This is a genomic window from Streptomyces sp. NPDC046759 (assembly GCF_040645475.1).
GTDB lineage: Bacteria > Actinomycetota > Actinomycetes > Streptomycetales > Streptomycetaceae > Streptomyces.
Window position 1 is genome coordinate 113881 of sequence record NZ_JBEYYJ010000029.1, and the last position, 20252, is coordinate 134132.

Consider the following 20252-nt stretch of genomic DNA (forward strand, 5'->3'; position numbering starts at 1 on the left):
ACCGTCACTTCTTGCGACGCCGCCCACCCTTCGCCTGCCGGCGCCGCTCGGCCCGGGTCAGCCCGTCCGCCTCGGACCGCACCGGCTCGTCGTCCTCGAGGTCGCGCTCCAGGATGCCGCCCTCGCCGTCCACGGTCGGCGCCGAGAAGTGCAGATCCCGCCGCTGCGGAACGTCCAGCCCCTTCGCGCGGATCTCCGGACGCGCCCCGGCCTGCGCCGGAACGGTGTCCTGAACGCCCTCGCCGACCAGCTCCTCGGCCTCGACCGGGACCTCCTCGACCTGCTGCTCGACCTGGACCTCCAGGTTGAACAGGTAGCCGACGGACTCCTCCTTGATGCCCTCCATCATCGCGGTGAACATGTCGAAGCCCTCGCGCTGGTACTCGATCAGCGGGTCCTTCTGCGCCATCGCGCGCAGGCCGATGCCCTCCTGGAGGTAGTCCATCTCGTAGAGGTGCTCGCGCCACTTGCGGTCGAGGACCGACAGCACGACACGCCGCTCGAGCTCACGCATGATCTCGGAGCCGAGCTGCGTCTCCCGGGCCTCGTACTGCTCGTGGATGTCCTCCTTGATGGACTCGGAGATGAACTCGGCGGTCAGGCCGGCACGGTCGCCGGCGGCTTCCTCCAGCTCCTCGATGGTGACCTTCACCGGGTACAGCTGGCGGAAGGCGCCCCACAGCCGGTCCAGGTCCCAGTCCTCGGGGAAGCCCTCGGCGGTCTCCGCGCCGACGTACGCGTCGATCGTGTCGTCCATGAAGTGCTGGATCTGCTCGTGCAGGTCCTCGCCCTCCAGGACGCGGCGGCGCTCGCCGTAGATGACCTCGCGCTGCCGGTTGAGCACCTCGTCGTACTTCAGGACGTTCTTACGGGTCTCGAAGTTCTGCTGCTCGACCTGCGACTGCGCGGACGCGATCGCGCGCGTGACCATCTTGTTCTCGATCGGAACGTCGTCCGGCACGTTGGCCATGGACATCACGCGCTCGACCATCTGCGCCTTGAACAGGCGCATCAGGTCGTCGCCCAGCGACAGGTAGAAGCGGGACTCGCCGGGGTCGCCCTGACGGCCGGAACGACCACGCAGCTGGTTGTCGATGCGCCGCGACTCGTGCCGCTCGGTGCCGAGGACGTAGAGGCCGCCGAGCGCCTCGACCTCCTCCTTCTCGGCCTTCACGGCCTGCTCGGCCTTCTCCAGGGCGGCGGGCAGGGCCGCGGCCCACTCCTCGATGTGCTCCTCGGGGTCGAGGCCCCGCTGGCGCAGCTCCGCCTCGGCGAGGTCCTCGGGGTTGCCGCCGAGCTTGATGTCCGTGCCACGGCCGGCCATGTTCGTGGCCACCGTGACCGCGCCCTTGCGGCCGGCCTGCGCGACGATCGACGCCTCGCGCTCGTGCTGCTTGGCGTTCAGCACCTCGTGCTGGATGCCGCGCTTGCTGAGCTGCTGCGAGAGGTACTCCGACTTCTCGACGGAGGTCGTGCCGACGAGGATCGGCTGGCCCTTCTCGTGCTTCTCGGCGATGTCGTCGACGACCGCCTCGAACTTGGCGACCTCGGTGCGGTAGATCAGGTCCGACTGGTCCTTGCGGACCATCGGCTTGTTCGTCGGGATCGGGACCACGCCGAGCTTGTAGATCTGGTGGAACTCGGCTGCCTCGGTCATCGCCGTACCGGTCATGCCGGAGAGCTTGTTGTAGAGGCGGAAGAAGTTCTGCAGGGTGATCGTCGCGAGTGTCTGGTTCTCGTCCTTGATGTCCACCCCTTCCTTCGCCTCGATCGCCTGGTGCATGCCCTCGTTGTAGCGGCGGCCGGCGAGGATACGGCCGGTGTGCTCGTCGACGATCATGACCTCGCCGTCGATGACGACGTAGTCCTTGTCGCGCTTGAAGAGCTCCTTGGCCTTGATGGCGTTGTTCAGGTAGCCCACGAGGGGGGTGTTCACCGACTCGTAGAGGTTGTCGATGCCCAGCCAGTCCTCGACCTTGCTGACACCGGACTCGTGGATGGCGACCGTGCGCTTCTTCTCGTCGACGTCGTAGTCGCCGGTCTCCTCGATGCCCTTGAGCGGGTTGCCGGCCTCGCCCTTCTTCAGGCGCAGGACCAGCTTGGCGAAGTCGCCGTACCACTTGGTGGCCTGGTCGGCCGGGCCGGAGATGATCAGCGGCGTACGGGCCTCGTCGACCAGGATGGAGTCGACCTCGTCGACGATCGCGAAGTTGTGACCGCGCTGCACCAGCTCGTCCTGCGACCACGCCATGTTGTCGCGCAGGTAGTCGAAGCCGAACTCGTTGTTCGTGCCGTAGGTGATGTCGCAGTGGTACTGCTCGCGGCGCTGCGCCGGGGTCATGCTGGCGAGGATGCAGCCCACGCTCAGACCCAGGAACTTGTGGACGCGGCCCATCATCTCGGAGTCGCGCTCGGCCAGGTAGTCGTTGACGGTGACGATGTGCACGCCGTCACCGGACAGGGCGTTCAGATACGCCGGGAGGGTGCCGACGAGGGTCTTGCCCTCACCGGTCTTCATCTCGGCGACGTAACCGAGGTGGAGGGCGGCGCCACCCATCATCTGCACGTCGTAGTGCCGCTGGCCGAGCACGCGCTTGGCGGCCTCGCGGACTGTGGCGAACGCCTCGGGGAGCAGGTCGTCCAGGCTCTCACCGTCGGCGTACCGCTGCTTGTACTCATCGGTGAGGGCCCGCAGCTCGGCGTCGGAGAGGTGCACGAAGTCCTCTTCGATGGAGTTGACCTGGTCCGCGATGCGGTGCAGCTTGCGCAGGATCTTGCCTTCGCCTGCACGCATGATCTTCGAGAGGACGGACACGGGGGTTTGTCTCCTTGCCGGTCGGGCCTGGGACGGTCGGTTTCCATTTGACTTACTGAGCAACGGCCATCGTATGCGAGGACCCGGCTGGGCCGGGAGGCCTGGCGGCCTGACGGCTGTTTCATCGGGGACAACGGACGGGACACACGGATAGTGCCGCATCGAGGCAAGTATTTGCGCGAATTGTGACTGCTCGATCACGTTCAGCGAAAACCGATGGCCACCACGCGTGTGGCCGCGCACAATCGGCCGATGGAACCCGTCACACTCACCACGGACCGCCTGGTCCTGCGCGCGGTCGGCCCGCACGACACCCAGGCGGTGTACGACGCCGCGCAGGACCCCGAGATCCAGCGCTGGACCACGGTGCCCTCCCCGTATCTGCCCGAGCACGCGAGCGGCTTCACCGAGGAGCTGGCCCCCGAGGGCTGGGCCCAGGGTTCGATGTTCACCTTCGGCGTCTTCCTCAGCGGCGGGGAACTCGCCGGCATGCTCAGTCTCACCATGCGCTCGCTCGGCGTGGCGGAGGTCGGCTTCTGGGCGGCCAAGGAGCACCGCGGCCGCGGTTACGTCACCGAGGCCACGCTCACCGCCTGCCGGTGGATCTTCACCGAGGTCGCCGTCGACCGGGTCGAATGGCGTGCCGAGGTCGGCAACCGCGCCTCCCGCGCGGTGGCCGAACGCGCGGGCTTCACCCTCGAGGGCACTCTGCGGTCCGCGCTCAACAACAAAGGGGTCCGCCGGGACTGCTGGGTCGGCTCCCTGCTCCCCTCGGACCTGGGCCTGCCGTCCACGGCGCCGTACCTCCCCGCCCCCTCCTGACCTCCGGGCACGGCCCTCGGGGCACGGTCTTCCCAGCTCACGGCCGACTGTCAGTGGCACCCTCTATCGTCCCGGGCATGACGACCCATCCGCGTCCGACCACCACTCTCACCGCGGACGACGCCCGCCGCATCGCCCTGCGGGCCCAGGGCTTCCTCGGCGCCCCCGACCGGCGCGCCGGAGTCCGCGGGGTGCTGCGCCACCTCGGCGCGGTCCAGCTCGACACGATCTCGGTGCTCGCCCGCTCCCACGAGCTCGTGCCGTACGCCCGGCTCGGCGCGGTCGGTCGCAAGGCGGTCGAGGACGCCTACTGGCGTGACACGCACGCCTTCGAGTACTGGTCGCACGCGGCGTGCATCCTCCCCGTGGAGGAGTGGCCGCACTTCGCCTTCCGCCGCCGCGCCTACCGGCACCGCCCGCACTGGAACCACGAGCTGCCCGAGGGTGCCTACGACCAGGTCATCAAGCAGCTGCGCTCGGAGGGCCCGCTGACCTCCACGGAACTGGGCGGCGCCAAGAAGACCAGCGACTGGTGGGACTGGTCCGGCACCAAGGTCGCGGTGGAGCGCGCGCTGATGTACGGCGAGGTGGTGTGCGTCGAGCGGCGCGGCTGGAAGCGGGTGTACGACCTGGCCGAGCGCGCCGTGCCGGACGCGCTGCTGCACGACGAGCTGGACGACACCGAGTGCCTGCGCCGCCTGGTCCGGCTGGCCGGCGAGTCCCTCGGTGTCGGCACGCGCGCGGACATCGCCGACTACCACCGTCTCAAGGGCGAACAGGTCGACGCGGTGATCGCCGACTCGGGGCTGGTGCCGGTCGAGGTCGAGGGCTGGGGGAGGCCGGCCTGGGCCGACCCGGCGGCCCTGGCGACGCCGCCGCGCGGCCGTCACCGCACCACGCTGCTGTCGCCCTTCGACTCGCTGGTCTGGGAGCGGGCGCGCACGGAACGGATCTTCGGCTTCACCCACCGTCTGGAGGCGTACGTGCCCAGGCCCAAGCGGGTCTTCGGCTACTTCGCCATGCCGGTGCTCGCCGGCGGCAGGCTGGTCGGACGTGTGGACCCGGCCCGGGAGGGCCGCACACTGGTGGCCAAGCAGGTCACCCTGGACGGTCCGAAGGCGGTCCCGGCGGTCGCCCAGGCCCTGATCGAGGCGGCCACCTGGGTGGACTGCACGGACGTGCGGGTGGAACGGGTGGACGCGCCCGGCCTGCGCGAGCCCCTGACGAGGGAACTCGCGCGCACCCTCGCCTAGGCCCGCGCGGCCGCCAGAGCCGACAGGACCGCTATCGGATCTCGAGGATCTTCTCCCGCATCGCATAGACCACGGCTTCCATCCTGGAGTGCAGCTGGAGCTTCTCCAGGATGTTGCGGACATGGTTCTTCACCGTGTTCTCGGAGATGAACAGCTCCTTGGCGATGTCCCGGTTGTTCATCCCGGTGGCGACGAGCTTGAGGACTTCCAGCTCCCGATCGGTCAGCCGGGGCGCGGGCACCAGCCGGCGCTCGTCGGTGCGCTGGATCATCGACTTGAACTCGGTGAGCAGCTTGGACGCCATGGACGGGCTGATCTGCGACTGGCCGTCGGCCACCGCGCGGATGGCGGTCGCCACCTCGTCCGTGGAGATCTCCTTGAGGAGGTATCCGGTCGCGCCCGCCTTGATCGCCTCGTAGAGATCGGCCTCCTCGTCGCTGATCGTCAGCATGATGATCTTGGCGCTGGGAGCGACCTCCTTGATGGAGGTGCAGGCCTCGATCCCGCCACGCTTGGGCATGCGGACGTCCATCAGCACGATGTCGGGCAGCAGGTCGGCGGCCTTGTCCACGGCCTCGGCACCGTCACCGGCCTCGCCGACGACCTGGATGTCCTCCTCGGCGGCGAGCACGATCTCCAGGCCGCGCCGGAAGAGGGCGTGGTCGTCCACGACCAGGACTCTGATCGGCTCCGCGCGCACGGAGCCCGCGTCCGGGCCCATGCCGATGACGCCGTCGTCGCCGTCCTCGTCCCGCATCGGTCCGAAGGTGTCCGCCATCGTTCCTCCCCCTGAGGCTGTGGCCTGTGGTCCTGTGCCATCGCCAACCCAAGGCACCGGCCCACCGGTTGGGCCGGTCCGGCCATGATTCCATGCCCAGGCGACACCGGGGTGACGTGCGAGGCGTGAAGTGGTCGCACACAGGTGCCCCTGGGGGCGCACACGCGCTTCCAGGGGCACCGGCTCGGCTTGGGCCGGGTGGGTCAGCCGCCCAGCGTGCCGCCCGCCGCGGGCGGCTCCGCCTCAGCGACCATCGGGTCCGTGCTGAGGTGGATCACGCCGTAGTCATAGGCATGTCGCCGGTAGACGACGCTCGGTTCCTTCGACTCCGCGTCGACGAACAAGTAGAAGTCATGACCGACCAGTTCCATCTCGTAGAGGGCCTGGTCGAGGCTCATCGGGGAGGCGACGTGGGTCTTCTCGCGAACGACGAGGGGTCCTTCACCCTTGACCTCCAGGGAGCCGATCTTCTTCGTCGGCACCGCGTCCGACTCTTCCTCATGGACGGGGACGCCGTCGCCGTTCAGCGTCGCCGCGCCCGGGACGTGGTCGGCGACCTCGGCCGCCGGGATACGGCGTGCGCCACGCCGCGAGAAACGCTTGTCGTGCTGCTTGCGCAGCCGGGCACCCAGTTTCTCCGCCGCCATGTCGAGCGCCGCGTACGGATCGCTGGCCGCCGCTTCCGCCCGGATCACCGGACCGCGGGAGCGCAGCGTGATCTCCACTCGGTCACAGCGGTCGGCCTGTCGAGGGTTGGGCTCCTTGGACACCTCAACGTCGAGGCTGATCACCTTGGCATCGAGCTTCTGGATCTTCTCCAGATTCAGCTTCTCGGCCACGTGCTTGCGGAACCGGTCGGGCACCTCGGTCTTGCGGCCTTTGACGACGATGTCCACGCAGAACTCCGTTCCCGGATCGCTCCGCTCGGTCGGCGGAGCATCTCCCTTTCGCACCAGGTCCGGTGAGCACCGGACCTCGGACTCGGTGACTTACACCTCCTCCTCCCCCGATGGCGAGATCTCCACCCCACCGGCACGGGTGATTGCGGAAAACCCCGTGGCACGGCATTCCGATAGGAGAGGTATGGGCTGCGCCTTTCCTCACAACCGAACATATCTCGCCCGGACGGATGTCGTCACCCTCTACTCCCGCGTACCTCCGTTCAGGTGAATTACCCCTCTTGCTACCTGCAACGACGCAAGCTGACGATCAGTTCCTGTTTATTTCGAAGGAATCCAGCGGAGCACCGATCACGGCCGCTTGAAGCGCATACCGGAGGGTGTTCCCGGCCCCCTTTTCCGGTGCACCATGCACCCACTTCCCGGTCTCCTCTCGTACTGCCGTCCGTCGTTCATCCCTTCCTTCCCGAGTTACGGCCCCGTACACGGCCGTGCTCACTCCGGTTCGCTCCTCCGCCACGTCCCGGACAGCCCGCGCCGCCTCCGCGAGGCTGGCACCCGTGGTGATCAGGTCGTCGACGAGCACGACCTGTCCCGCGCCGAGCAGCCGGTCACCGCCCGCCGTCACCTCCAGCGCGCCCGCGACGTTCGCCAGCCGCCGCCGGGCGTCCAGCCCGGCCTGGTCCGCCACGGGCCGCCGCTGGCGCAGTACGGCCGCCACCCTGGCCGGCGTCCCGGTGCGCCGCAGCTCCCTGGCCGCCGCGAGCGCGATCCGCCGCACCGGATCGTGCCCACGCGCCCGCACCGCCCACCGGGCGGAGGGCACCGGCACGAGCAGCACGGGATCGACGCGTCCGGCGCCGGAACGAGGACCGACACCGACCCCGCCGGGGACACCGGCACCGCCGCCGAACCCCGCCCGCACGGCCCCCGCCAAGGCAGCGCCCAGCGCGCCGGCGAGAACCAGCACGCCCCGCTCCTTGTGCGCGAGAAGAAGCGTGCGCACCTCCTGTGCGTACGGAGCGGCCGCGTGGACCACCGGCAGCCCGGCCGGCTCCGGCACCGGCCACACCCGTCGCGGCGCGCGCCCGCACAGCGCTGCCCGGCACCGCGGGCAGAGCACCGTACGAGGTGCCCCGCAGCCCGTGCAGTCGGCCGGCAGCACCAGGTCGGTGAGGTCCTGCCACCACCCCCGCATGTCCACCACTGTGCCAATGCCGGCGCGGCCCGGCCACCCCTGTGGAAAACCTCCTGTGGACGACTCGGAGGACCGCTCTCCGCCCTTCCCTCACCCCGGGGGGAGGGCGCGGTACACGACACGAGGGAAGGGGCCGTAGGCGACACGAGCGAAAGGCCGGTGGGTGAACCGAGCGAAGGGGCGGTGGGCGACACGGAAGGGGCGGTGGCCGTACGCGGCGCTCAGCCCGGATAGACCGGCGCGGTCCCGTCCTTGTCGACCTTCTGCCACTGCGACCCGGTCGGCAGCAGTACGATCCCGTCCTCCGAACGGGCCACCAGGGGTACCCGTTCGTCCTCGGACGCGGCGATCGACTTGACGCCGGTGAGCGCGCCCGGCGCCGGACCGTCGAGCGTGGAGCCGTCGACCTGCACGTACCGCATCTGCAGCACGCCGCCCTGCTCCCGGCCGACGACGAGCAGCCTGCTGTCCCCGGCCCATGACAGGGCGCTGACCTGCTCCAAGTCCGGCGCGGCCGATCGCAGTTCGACCACCGACGTGCCCTGGCCGGTGCCGTCGTCGCGCTGGATCCGGCCGATGAGCAGGGACTGCTTGCCGTTCTTCTCGACCACGAGCGCGATCCGGACCCCGTCGGCGGCGACGCGCGCGTCCTTGATCTGGCCGGACAGGTCCGGAACCGCGACCTCCTGCGGTTTGGTGGCGCCCTGTTCCAGGATGTACAGCCGCGGACGGTGCGGGTTTCGGTCGGCCACCCACAGGTCGCCGCGAGCGTCCCAGCTCGGTGTCGTCAGCCGGTCGTCCGTGGTCGCGCCCTGGCTGGTCACCAGCGGGTTCCCGAGCGAACCGGCCGACGCCAGCGACGTCACGTACAACGACCGGCCCTGGTCGCCCACCCCGGCGGCGGTGTGCTCGTCCCGGGACACCGCGACCGACTCGAGGCCCTTGCCGCCCTCGCCCAGCGGGCCCGGCACCGGGACAGCGCTGCTGCCCGCGCTTCCCGTCGGCATCCGCACCAGCCGGTGCTTGCCGTCGAGGAAGTACAGGTTGTCCGGGCTCTTGGCCGACCCGTGCCACGCGGTGGCCTCGGCGCGCTCCTCGCTCAGGTCGCACAGCCGGTGACCGCCGACGCCCTGCAGCTCGACCGACTCCAGCGTCGGCGCCAGGTTCCGCAGCGTGAACAGCAGCTGCGTCGCCATCTCGGTGCACTTGGCCGTCGCGACCTGGGACGCCTTGAGGTCCAGCGGCACGGTCAGCCTGTTCTGGTCGTCCGGCGCCAGCCCCGACACGTCCTTCTGCAAGGCCGTACCGGTCGGGAAGCTGGACCTGACGACCGGGCCGAGCCAGCGGGTGGGGCCGGCCAGCAGCGAGCGGACCATCTGTGTCATCGGGTCCACCTTGCTGCGCACGAACACGGGATCGGCGACCGCCACCGGCTCCCCCGCCGCCCCGACCGCCGTGTCGGAGGCGAAGTAGTACTTGTCGACGGACGTGTAGTTGCGCTGGAAGTCCGACTTGCCCATGACGACACCGTCGGGCAGCGCGTCGATACGCCACTGGCCGTTCTTGGCGTCCCGCGCGAGGTGCACCTTCTGGCTGTAGAAGCCGCCGGCCGGCTGATACGCCTGATGCGCGTCCACCGTCGCGACGCGGCTGCCCGCGAGGACACAGCTGACTCCGGTGGCCGGCTCTCCGCCGTTGCCCGCCCGGCAGTCGGGCTCGATGCTCGGCCCGTTGGCGAGGACCGTGGTCGACCGCTCCGGGCGCCACTTGTGCGCCGCCTCGGGCGTCAGGTACTTGCGCGCCGTGTCGTACGCCGGATCGTCGCTGGTCAGCGCCTCCAGAAAGCCCTGCATGATCTCAGCGGGCCCGGCACCCTCGGCCGGCGGCATGGCGAACACGCGGACTCCCGTGTCCTGCCGCGGCGTGGACTCCACGTTCCGCAGATCCCCGCTGTCGGGCATCGAGGCGCACCCGGCCAGCAGTACGGTCCCCAAGGCGGTGTACGCCACCGCGCGTCCCGGCCGGGGCCGGGCGCCCCCCTTGCGGTCAGCGCCCACGCAATGCCTCCCCTGGCTCGTTCGAGTCCTGCGCTGCGGCCGCCTCCGGTCGGTCCGCGCCCCCGCCGGGTGCCGGATCCGTGGCGGGCCTGTCGTCCGTACGCCGTGCGCCACCGGTGGGCCGGGGCACCACGCGCGCGCCGTTGCCCTGGCCGGGCAGGGCGGCCGGGTCCGCGGCGGCCGGCCGCGGCGCGATCGGGGCGCGCGGCGGCAGCGCGGACGCCTGGGAGCCGCCCTGCTGCAGGGGAACTGTCGCCCGCTTCTCCGCGCCTCCGCCGGGCAGACCGGCCTCGTCGAGGCCGCGGTTGCGGCGCGAGTCCTTGGGCTCCAGCGGTATCGGCGAGCCCCGCAGCGGCTCGTCCGCGGTCCTGGGAAGGGTCAGCCGGAACTGTGAGCCGCCGCCCGGCTCGCCCCAGGCCTGCAGCCAGCCGCCGTGCAGCCGCGCGTCCTCCAGCGCGATGGACAGCCCTAGGCCAGTGCCACCCGTGGTACGCGCGCGTGCCGGGTCCGCCCGCCAGAAGCGGCTGAACACGCGGGTCGCCTCGCCCGGCTTGAGCCCGACGCCGTAGTCACGCACCGCGACGGCGACCGCGCCGCCCGCGGCGGCCAGCTTGACGACGACGTCCTTGCCCTCGCCGTGCTCGACGGCGTTGACGACGAGGTTGCGCAGCACGCGCTCCACGCGGCGGGCGTCGGCCTCGGCGACCACGGGCTGCTGGTCGCCGACCACGCGTATGCGTGTGCCCTTGCGCTCGGCGAGCGGCTCGGCGCCGCTGACCACGCGCCGGACGACCTCCCTGAGGTCTATCGGCTCGGCCTCCAGCGCGGCTGCGCCGGCGTCGAAGCGGCTGATCTCCAGCAGGTCCGCGAGCAGCGACTCGAACCGGTCCAGCTGGTCGGCGAGCAGCTCGGCCGAGCGCGCCGTCACCGGGTCGAAGTCCTCGCGCGCCTCATGGATGACGTCGGCGGCCATGCGGACGGTCGTCAGCGGGGTGCGCAGCTCGTGCGAGACGTCCGAGACGAACCGGCGCTGCATCCGCGACAGGTCCTCCATCTGCTGGATCTTCACCTGGAGGTTCTGCGCCATCTTGTTGAAAGCCTCGCCCAGTCGGGCGATGTCGTCCTCGCCGGTGACCTTCATCCGCTCCTGCAGCCGCCCGGCGGACAGCCGCTCCGCGATCCCGGCCGCCATCCGCACCGGCGTGACGACCTGCCGCACCACCAGCCACGCGATGGCGCCGAGCAGGACGACCACGAACAGTCCGGCGGTCGCAAGGGTGCCCTTGACCAGGCTGAGGGACTTCTCCTCCTGCGTCAGCGGGAAGAGGTAGTACAGCTCGTACGGCCGCCCGTTGGGGTCGTTGACCTGCTTGCCGATGACCAGCGCGGGCTGCGACTCCTTGTCGTTGGAGTAGACGATCCGGGTATAGCTCTGGGCGGCCGTCATACCGCTGTTGACCCGTTCACGCAGGTCATCGGGGATGCTGGAAGTCGGGTTGACGTTTCCGGAGCCGCGCGGGCTGCGTCCGCCGCCACTGTCGTCGCCGACGGGCAGCGTGACGACGTCGAAGGCGCCCGCGCCGCCGCTGGAGAGCGACTCCACGAGGTCGCTCATCCACTGGATGACGTTCTGCGACTGCCGGCCGTCGGTGGTCGCCGTACCGTCGGCGGTGCCCGTCCCGGCGGGCGCACCGGTACCGGTGCCACTGGCCGCCTCGTCCGCCTTCTGCTTGGCCACCGCGAAGCCACCCGTGGCCTGGCTCTGCGAGGCCTTCACCTTCGCGTCCAGCAGGCCGTTGCGAACCTGGCCGATGACGACGAAGCCCAGCAGCAGGACCACGCCGAGGGACATCAACAGCGTCGTGGCGACGACCCGCAGCTGGATGTTGCGCCGCCACAGCCGCATCACCGGCAGCAGCGGACGGCGCACCCAACGCAGGAACAGCCTGAGGACCGGGCTGCCCTGGACTCCGCCCTCGAGCAGCCCGCCCTCGAAGAAACTCCTGAACCGCGCACCCGTGTTCCGGCCGACAGGCCGCCCCGGACGGGCCCCGGACCGGCCGGGAGCCGAAGCGGCGCTGTCCCCGGACATGTCAGCTCGGTCCGGCCTTGTAACCGACACCACGGACGGTCACCACGATTTCCGGTCGCTCGGGGTCCTTCTCGACCTTGGAACGCAGCCGCTGCACGTGCACGTTGACGAGCCGCGTGTCGGCGGCATGCCGATAGCCCCACACCTGCTCGAGCAGCACCTCACGGGTGAACACCTGCCAGGGCTTGCGGGCGAGCGCGACCAGCAGGTCGAACTCCAGCGGGGTCAGCGCGATCGACTGCCCGTCCCGCTTCACCGAGTGCCCGGCCACGTCGATGACCAGGTCACCGATGGTCAGCTGCTCCGGCGCCGGCTCCTCCGACCTGCGCAGCCGTGCCCGGATCCGCGCCACCAGCTCCTTCGGCTTGAACGGCTTGACGATGTAGTCGTCGGCGCCCGACTCCAGGCCCACGACCACGTCGACGGTGTCGCTCTTCGCCGTGAGCATCACGATCGGCACCCCGGACTCCGCCCGGATCAGCCGGCACACCTCGATGCCGTCCCGCCCGGGCAGCATCAGATCGAGCAGCACCAGATCGGGCTTCGTCTCCCGGAAAGCGGCCAGCGCCTTGTCGCCGTCAGCTACGAAAGACGGCTCAAAACCTTCACCACGCAGCACAATGCCGAGCATCTCGGCCAGTGCGGTGTCGTCGTCGACGACAAGGACTCGTCCCTTCATAAACGACATCATCCCATTCTCATAACAGCGACAGGCGCCCTGGTGAGGGAGGTCACTGGCCGGTGACCATAGTCGTACGGGCCCGTCACTGTCTGCCCCTGTCCGTCGATGTCGATGTCGACAGCGGGTGTCGGCTCGGCGTCGCCCGCCTCAGTGCGCCTGGTGCGAGGGCCGCACCAAGGCGCAACACCATGCCCCGGCGCCGTAGGTGTGGGTGCTGCGGCAAGAGCTGGGTGCCGTGACCGTGCCGCGCGTCCTGGCGACGTTGGTGTCGCCGCTGGACGTCACGGCCCCTTGGCCGCGGATCGCCGCAGGAGGGGCCGTTTCCGCCGGTCGGTCCGACGCCGTCCCATCAGCTGAAGGCCGTCTGCCCCGTCCTCGCGCACAGCTCCGCAAGCGCCTGGGCCGTCACGGGTGAAACGGCTCCCTCCTCGGTGACGACGGCCGTCACCAGCTCGGGCGGCGTCACGTCGAACGCCGGGTTGTACGCCTGGGTCCCCAGGGGTGCCACCGGAATCCCGCCTCCTGCTCCCGTCACCGGCACCTGGGGAGCTGTGACCTCGGTCACCTCGTAGCCGGGTCGCTGCTCGACCTCGATGGACGCCCCGTCGGGGGTGTCCGGGTCGACCGTCGTCACCGGGGCCACCACGATGAACGGCACATGGTGGTACCGCGCCAGCACAGCGAGCGGGTAGCTTCCCACCTTGTTCGCCACCGAGCCGTCGGCCGCGATCCGGTCCGCCCCGATCAGCACCGCGTCCACCTCACCCGCCGCCATGAGGGAACCCGCGGCATTGTCGGTGAGCAGGGTGTACGCCATGCCACTGCGTGCCGCTTCGTACGCCGTCAGGCGAGCGCCTTGCAGCAACGGCCGTGTCTCGTCCACCCACAGTCGCCGCAGCCGCCCCGCACGGTGCGCCGCGAGGGCCACCGCGAAGGCCGTGCCCTCGCCTCCGGACACCAGCGAACCGCTGTTGCAGTGCGTGAGGATCCGGTGCCCGCCGCCGGGCAGCAGCTCGTCCAGGAGCGCCAGACCATGAACGGCCATCCGGCCGCTGGCCTCGGCGTCCTCCCGGTGCAGCGCCCGCGCCGCGGCGAGCGCCGCCGTCGCCGCCGCGGTGGGATCACCGGTCTTCGTCAGCGCGGCCCTGTACGCCGCCTGAGCCCGGCGTACGCCGAGTGACAGGTTGACCGCGGTGGGCCGGGCGCTCTCCAGCGCGCTTGCCGCCTCGGCCACGTCGAAGCCGCGCGCGGCGGCGAGCGCGACACCGTACGCCCCCGCGATGCCGAGCAGCGGCGCCCCGCGTACGGCGAGGGAACGGATCGCCTCCACCAGCGCCGACGCGTCCGTGCACACCAGCTCGACTTCCTCGGCCGGCAGCCGCGTCTGATCGAGAAGCACCAGCACGGGGCCTTCGGGTGGTTCCTCCCATCGGATCGCAGGTATCTCGGTCGGCCGCTTGTCCCCATCGGTTCGCGCCTGCTGATCAGCCATGCGGTCAGTCTGCCCCGGATCCGGCGGACAATTGAAGGGATCGAGCTCCCACCGCGGCCGGTACCCCGATGACCACCCCATGGCACGATGGCAGCCAACCTGCCGCCGCGACCGCGGACGGGCACCGAGAAGGAGCTTCGATGACAGACACTCCGGGCTGGGCCTCGCCCGGATCCGCCCCGTCGTCCGAGGGGCGGGAACCCGGCCCGTCCGGTCCCGCCGAGCCCGCCGACCGCCCCGGCCACACCGCGCCCGCACCGCAGTCGGATGCGAACGCGCAGGGCGCAGGCGTGAAGTGGTCCAAGGAGCAGCCGCCACCCGGCCAGTGGTCCGCGCCCACCGGTGCCCCAACCCCCCAGCAGGCCCCACCGCCGCCCGGCCCGGGCTGGACGGGACAGCCGCCCGGCAACCCCGGCGGCTACGCAGGCGGACACGCGGGCCCGCCCGGCGGCTACGGGGGCCCGCCCGCCGGCTACGGCGGCCCCGGCGGCCCCGGCGGCCATGGAGCCTGGGGCGCCGGCTGGGGCGGCCCCCCGCCCGCGGCCAAGCCCGGCGTCATCCCGCTGCGCCCGCTCGGCGTCGGCGAGATCCTCGACGGCGCCGTCTCCACCATGCGCACGCACTGGCGCACGGTGCTCGGCATCTCGCTGGCGGTCGCTGTCCTCCTCGACACCAGCATGGTCCTGCTGCAGGGCTTCGTCCTGAACGACGCCGTCGTCCAGGCGAGCGCCAACGACCCGAACGCCAGCCCTCACGAAGCGCTCAGCGCCCTGCGCGAGACCATGATCGGCACCGGGATCGTCTCGGTGATCCGCTCGGTCGCCATCATCATCGCGACCGCCCTGCTCACCACCATCACCAGCCGCGCCGTCCTCGGCAGGCCGGTCAGTGCCGGTGAGGCCTGGCGCGAAGCCCGTCCGCAGGTTCCGAAGCTCTTCGGACTGCTCATCCTGCTGGGCCTGATGTTCGCCGGTGTCGTGATCGTCGGTGTCCTGCCCGGCTTCCTCCTCCTGCTCGCCGGCAACAAGTACGGCGGTGCCGCCCTGCTCGCCCTGGGCATCCTCGCGGCGGCCGTCGTCGTCGTATGGCTGGGAATCCGCTTCTATCTGTCCGCGCCCGCCCTGATGCTGGAACGGCAGGGCATCCTCAAGTCCCTGAAGCGCTCCGGGAAGCTCGTCCGCGGCGCCTGGTGGCGCACCTTCGGCATCGTGCTGCTCACCCTGCTCATCACCGGCATCGTCGCGTCGATCATCACCATCCCCTTCACCGTCATCGGGGCCGCCGTGGGTGGCGACAGCGCCGGTGACCTGCTCGGGACCAGCGGCGGACACCTCGGCTGGACGGCCCTGATCGTCCAGGGGATCGGCGCCCTGATCGGCACCACCCTCACCCTGCCGATCAGCGCGGGCGTCACCGTGCTGCTCTACATCGACCAGCGCATCCGCCGCGAGGCCCTCGACCTCGACCTGGCCCGCGCCGCCGGTGTCCAGGGCCACGGCGCCGGCGCCCCCGGTCCGGTCCCGGGGAGCTGATGCGGTGAGCTTCACGGGGGGAGCACTCACGGCGGCCCCGTCCGGCGCCGGCACCACGGCAGTCCGAGGCCTGCTGCACGCCACGGACACGGCGTTCCGCGCAGCGGGCGGCTCGGGAGACGAGCCGCCCGTGACCATCCCGCGTGATCCCGCGCGGGAGGCGGCTCGCCGCGAGCTGTCCAAGCGGATGTACCACGAGAACGACCCCGGGCTGTTCCAGCGCGCGCTGAACGCGTTCTGGGACTGGCTCGACCGGCTGTTCAACTCGGCCGCCTCCGCGACACCCGGCGGCGCGGTCGGCCTGCTCGTCGTGGTCCTGTTCGTCGTCGCCGTCCTGGCCGCCCTGTGGTGGCGTCTGGGCACCCCGCGCCGGCAGCCCGCCTCCACCGCCGCCGTCCTGTTCGACGACCGCCCGCGCAGCGCCGCCGAACACCGCGCGACCGCCGAGGCACACGCGGTCCAGGGCCACTGGAACCAGGCCGTGCAGGAACGCATGCGGGCCATCGTCCGCTCCCTGGAGGAGCGGACCCTGCTCGACGTCCGCCCGGGCCGCACCGCCGACGAAGCGGCCGCCGAGGCCGGCCGTGCTCTGCCCGCACACACCGACCGGCTGCGCGCCGCGGCCCGCGAGTTCGACGACGTGACATACGGCGGACGCAGGACCACCGAGCAGTCGTACGACCGCATCGCCGAACTCGACCGCGACCTGGAACGCACCAGGCCCGCCCTCGCCCACAGCCCCACCAGCACGGCCCACACCACCCCCCAGGGGGCCACCGAGTGACCACCGAGGCCACGCTGCCGACCACCTCCACCGCGCCCACCGCCCGCCAGGTGTGGACCCGCGCGCGCGGCATCGCCCTCGCGGCCGTGCTGATCCTCGCGGCAGCCGTCGCCATGGCGGCCGTACGCTCCACCACCCGGCACGGCGAACTGGACCCCCGTTCCGTCGACCCCTACGGCAGCCGCGCCGTCGCCCAACTCCTCGCCGACCGGGGCGTCTCCACGCGCGTAGTCACCACACTCGGGGCCGCACGCGCCGCCGCCGGTCCGGACACCACCCTGCTCGTCGCCGTACCCGACCTGCTGACCGGCAGTCAGCAGACCCGACTGCGCAAGGCCATCGCCGCCTCCGGCGGGCGCACCGTCCTCCTCGCGGCCGGCACCCCCTCCGTCGGGCGCCTCGCGCCCGGAGTCACCGCGGACCCCGCCACCAGCGCCGACACCACCCTCGCCCCCCACTGCGCCCTCCCCGAGGCCCGGCGCGCGGGCAGCGCCGACACCGGCGGCATCCGCTACACCACCACCCACCTCGACGCCGACTCCTGCTACCCCAGCGCACGCCTCGCCACCCTGCTGCGCATCCCCGAGGCATCCGGGGGCGGAGACACCGTCGTGCTCGGCGCGCCCGACATCCTCTACAACAACCGTCTCGACAAGCAGGGCAACGCCTCGCTCGCCCTCCAACTCCTCGGCTCGCGCCCGCATCTGGTCTGGTACCTCCCCACGCTCTCCGACACCTCGGCCACCGGCACCGGCGGCCAGAAGGACTTCCTCGACCTGCTCCCCTCGGGCTGGCTCTGGGGCACACTGCAGCTCTTCGTCGCAGCGGTCCTCGCCGCCTTCTGGCGGGCACGCCGCTTCGGGCCCCTCGTGCCCGAGAAACTCCCCGTCGCGATCCGCGCCTCCGAGACCGCCGAAGGCCGCGCCCGCCTCTACCGCAAGGCCGACGCCCGCGACCGCGCGGCCGACGCTCTTCGCTCCACCACCCGCACCCGGCTCGCCCCCCTCGTCGGCATCCCCGCCACCCAGGCGCACACGCCCGAGGCCCTGCTCCCCGCCCTGTCCGCCCACCTCACCGGCGGCGAACGGGCCCTGCAACCCCTCCTCTTCGGACAGCCGCCCGGCGACGACGCGGCCCTCATCGCACTGACCGACCAACTCGACGCCCTCGAAAGAGAGGTACGCCGTTCATGATGGACCCGACCACTGACAACGCCGGGAAGGCCGGGGACGCGAGCACCGCCCGCGCCTCCCTGGAAGCCCTGCGCGCCGAGATCGCCAAAGCCGTGGTCGGCCAGGACCCCGCCGTGACCGGCCTCGTCGTCGCCCTCCTGTGCCGCGGACACGTTCTCCTCGAAGGAGTCCCAGGAGTCGCCAAGACGCTGCTCGTGCGCGCCCTCGCGTCGGCACTCGAACTCGACACCAAACGCGTCCAGTTCACCCCCGACCTGATGCCCAGCGACGTCACAGGCTCCCTCGTCTACGACGCCCGGAGCGCCGAGTTCTCCTTCCAGGAAGGCCCGGTCTTCACCAACCTCCTCCTCGCGGACGAGATCAACCGCACCCCGCCCAAGACCCAGTCCTCCCTCCTCGAAGCCATGGAGGAGCGCCAGGTCACCGTCGACGGCAGCCCTCGCCCGCTCCCCGAGCCGTTCCTGGTCGCGGCGACCCAGAACCCGGTCGAGTACGAGGGCACCTATCCCCTCCCGGAAGCCCAACTGGACCGCTTCCTCCTGAAACTGACGATCCCTCTGCCCTCGCGGCAGGACGAGATCGACGTCCTCACCCGCCACGCCTCGGGCTTCAACCCGCGCGACCTGCGCGCCGCCGGCGTACGCCCCGTCGCCGACGCCGCCGACCTGGAAGCGGCCCGCGCCGCGGTCGCCAAGACGGCCGTCTCCCCCGAGATCACCGCCTACGTCGTCGACATCTGCCGCGCCACCCGCGAGTCGCCCTCCCTCACCCTGGGCGTCTCCCCGCGCGGTGCCACCGCTCTCCTGGCCGCCTCGCGCGCCTGGGCCTGGCTGACGGGCCGCGACTACGTCATCCCCGACGACGTGAAGGCACTCGCCCTGCCCACTCTGCGCCACCGGATCCAGCTGCGTCCCGAGGCGGAGATGGAGGGCGTGACGGCGGACTCCGTCATCAACGCGATCCTCGCCCACGTCCCGGTCCCCCGCTGATGGCGCTCACCGGCCGCGCCGCCCTCCTCGCGGCCCTCGGCTCGATCCCCGTCGGCATCCTGGAACCCGGCTGGACGGGCATCCTCGCGGTCAACGGTCCCCTGGCGCTCGCCTGCGCCTGCGACTACGCGCTCGCCGCCCCCGTACGACGGCTCGTCCTGTCCCGCTCCGGCGACAGCTCCACCCGTCTCGGCGAAACCGCCGATGTCACGCTCACGCTCACCAATCCCTCCCGACGCCCCCTGCGGGCACACCTACGGGACGCGTGGCCACCTAGCAGCTGGCAGGCCGGCACCGAGACCGAGGCCTCCCGCCACCGGCTGACCGTCCCCCCGGGCGAACGCCGACGCGTGACCACGCGGCTGCGCCCCACCCGCCGCGGCGACCGCCGGGCCGACCGCGTGACCATCCGCTCCTACGGCCCGCTCGGCCTGTTCTTCCGCCAAGGCACCCACAAGCTGCCCTGGTCGGTACGAGTCCTTCCCCCGTTCACCAGCCGGAAGCACCTCCCGTCGAAACTCGCCCGATTGCGTGAACTCGACGGCCGCACGAGCGTGCTGACCCGCGGCGAAGGAACCGAGTTCGACAGCCTGCGCGAGTACGTCCCCGGAGACGACACCCGCTCGATCGACTGGCGGGCCACCGCCCGCCAGTCCGCCGTCGCTGTCCGCACCTGGCGCCCCGAACGCGACCGTCACATCCTGCTCGTCCTGGACACAGGCCGGACCTCGGCGGGTCGCGTGGGCGACGCGCCGCGCCTCGACGCCTCCATGGACGCGGCACTCCTCCTGGCGGCCCTGGCGTCCCGTGCCGGCGACCGGGTGGCGCTTCTGGCGTACGACCGCCGGGTGCGCGCCCTGGTCCAGGGCCGCTCCGCCGGCGACGTACTGCCGGGCCTGGTGAACGCCATGGCCCCGCTGGAACCGGAACTCGTCGAGACGGACGCCCGCGGGCTCAGTGCGGCGGCCCTGCGTACGGCACCGCGCCGGTCCCTGATCGTGCTGTTCACGACGCTGGATGCCGCTCCAGTGGAACAGGGGCTGCTCCCGGTACTTCCGCAGCTCGCCCGACGGCACACGCTTATGGTCGCCTCGGTGGCCGATCCGCATGTCGCCCGCATGGCCGAGGCTCGGGGCAACACCGAGGCGGTCTACGAGGCCGCAGCAGCGGCCCAGGCGCACAGCGAACGTCAGCACACCGCTGAGCAGTTGCGCAGGCATGGGGCGACAGTCGTGGACGCGACGCCGGATGACCTGGCACCGGCACTGGCGGATGCGTATCTGGCCCTGAAGGCGGCGGGCCGGCTCTGATCGCCTCGGCCCCGCCGCCCTTCGGGGAATGCAGTTCCGCACTTGCCCTGAAATGCAGAAACCCCCGCACCGTGTGGTGCGGGGGTTTCCCTGAAAAATTGTTCGGCGGTGTCCTACTCTCCCACAGGGTCCCCCCTGCAGTACCATCGGCGCTGTGAGGCTTAGCTTCCGGGTTCGGAATGTAACCGGGCGTTTCCCTCACGCTATGACCACCGAAACACTATGAAACTGTGAACGCCGCACCACCGAACCAATATCGGCGGGGCTGTTCGTGGTTTCAGAACCAACACAGTGGACGCGAGCAACTGAGGACAAGCCCTCGGCCTATTAGTACCGGTCACCTCCACCAGTTACCT

15 protein-coding genes and 1 rRNA gene are annotated in these 20252 nt (G+C 71.2%); 7 read left to right on the forward strand and 9 right to left on the reverse strand.

Annotation, left to right across the window (positions count from 1 at the left end):
• Positions 1-4: 4 nt before the first annotated feature.
• Positions 5-2815, reverse strand: a complete 2811-nt coding sequence (secA, locus tag ABZ919_RS32250) for a preprotein translocase subunit SecA (RefSeq protein ID WP_361254652.1) — start codon at positions 2813-2815, stop codon at positions 5-7.
• A gap of 252 nt (positions 2816-3067) precedes the next feature.
• Here secA and ABZ919_RS32255 point away from each other — a divergent pair, with 252 nt between their 5' ends.
• Together ABZ919_RS32255 and ABZ919_RS32260 are read left to right on the forward strand one after the other, a co-directional pair.
• Positions 3068-3637 (forward strand): GNAT family protein, encoded by a 570-nt coding sequence (locus tag ABZ919_RS32255; RefSeq protein WP_361254655.1) that lies wholly within the window; start codon positions 3068-3070, stop codon positions 3635-3637.
• A 77-nt stretch (positions 3638-3714) separates the two neighbouring features.
• Entirely contained in the window at positions 3715-4890 is a 1176-nt protein-coding gene (locus tag ABZ919_RS32260) for a crosslink repair DNA glycosylase YcaQ family protein (RefSeq protein WP_361254658.1), read from the forward strand.
• Between the two features lie 31 nt (positions 4891-4921).
• Here the strand turns inward: ABZ919_RS32260 and ABZ919_RS32265 are convergent, their stop codons facing one another.
• From ABZ919_RS32265 to mtnA, 7 genes are all read right to left on the reverse strand, one after another.
• The gene (locus tag ABZ919_RS32265) at positions 4922-5668 is read right to left on the reverse strand and encodes a response regulator transcription factor (RefSeq protein WP_361254661.1); all 747 of its coding nucleotides are present in this window, start codon (positions 5666-5668) and stop codon (positions 4922-4924) included.
• Between the two features lie 203 nt (positions 5669-5871).
• Entirely contained in the window at positions 5872-6564 is a 693-nt protein-coding gene (gene raiA, locus ABZ919_RS32270; protein WP_361254664.1) for a ribosome-associated translation inhibitor RaiA, read from the reverse strand.
• 313 nt (positions 6565-6877) lie between these two features.
• Positions 6878-7765, reverse strand: coding sequence for a ComF family protein (locus ABZ919_RS32275; RefSeq protein ID WP_361254667.1), 888 nt, complete (start codon positions 7763-7765; stop codon positions 6878-6880).
• Between the two features lie 221 nt (positions 7766-7986).
• Positions 7987-9822 (reverse strand): LpqB family beta-propeller domain-containing protein, encoded by a 1836-nt coding sequence (locus tag ABZ919_RS32280; RefSeq protein WP_361254670.1) that lies wholly within the window; start codon positions 9820-9822, stop codon positions 7987-7989.
• A complete protein-coding gene (gene mtrB, locus ABZ919_RS32285) occupies positions 9812-11914 on the reverse strand; it encodes an MtrAB system histidine kinase MtrB (protein WP_361254672.1) in 2103 nt (700 codons plus the stop codon). The genes ABZ919_RS32280 and mtrB overlap by 11 nt, the downstream gene beginning before the upstream one ends.
• Position 11915: 1 nt before the next feature.
• Positions 11916-12605: a two-component system response regulator MtrA gene (gene mtrA / locus ABZ919_RS32290; protein ID WP_191870552.1), complete on the reverse strand. Its 690-nt coding sequence runs from the start codon at positions 12603-12605 to the stop codon at positions 11916-11918.
• A 340-nt stretch (positions 12606-12945) separates the two neighbouring features.
• Positions 12946-14088, reverse strand: coding sequence for an S-methyl-5-thioribose-1-phosphate isomerase (gene mtnA, locus ABZ919_RS32295; protein WP_361254676.1), 1143 nt, complete (start codon positions 14086-14088; stop codon positions 12946-12948).
• 140 nt (positions 14089-14228) lie between these two features.
• Between mtnA and ABZ919_RS32300 the strand changes: the two genes are divergently transcribed.
• From ABZ919_RS32300 to ABZ919_RS32320, 5 genes are all read left to right on the forward strand, one after another.
• Complete coding sequence (locus tag ABZ919_RS32300) at positions 14229-15620, forward strand: glycerophosphoryl diester phosphodiesterase membrane domain-containing protein (RefSeq protein WP_361254679.1); 1392 nt, start codon at positions 14229-14231, stop codon at positions 15618-15620.
• A 70-nt stretch (positions 15621-15690) separates the two neighbouring features.
• A complete protein-coding gene (locus ABZ919_RS32305; protein WP_361254702.1) occupies positions 15691-16404 on the forward strand; it encodes a DUF4129 domain-containing protein in 714 nt (237 codons plus the stop codon).
• Positions 16401-17597 (forward strand): DUF4350 domain-containing protein, encoded by a 1197-nt coding sequence (locus ABZ919_RS32310; protein WP_361254682.1) that lies wholly within the window; start codon positions 16401-16403, stop codon positions 17595-17597. The genes ABZ919_RS32305 and ABZ919_RS32310 overlap by 4 nt, the downstream gene beginning before the upstream one ends.
• Positions 17597-18586 (forward strand): MoxR family ATPase, encoded by a 990-nt coding sequence (locus ABZ919_RS32315; RefSeq protein WP_361254705.1) that lies wholly within the window; start codon positions 17597-17599, stop codon positions 18584-18586. Before ABZ919_RS32310 ends, ABZ919_RS32315 begins: the two co-directional genes overlap by 1 nt.
• Entirely contained in the window at positions 18586-19896 is a 1311-nt protein-coding gene (locus ABZ919_RS32320; RefSeq protein WP_361254685.1) for a DUF58 domain-containing protein, read from the forward strand. Before ABZ919_RS32315 ends, ABZ919_RS32320 begins: the two co-directional genes overlap by 1 nt.
• 100 nt (positions 19897-19996) lie before the next feature.
• On the opposite strand, the gene rrf is transcribed toward ABZ919_RS32320, so the two are convergent.
• Positions 19997-20113 (reverse strand): 5S ribosomal RNA (gene rrf / locus ABZ919_RS32325).
• Between the last annotated feature and the right edge of the window lie 139 nt (positions 20114-20252).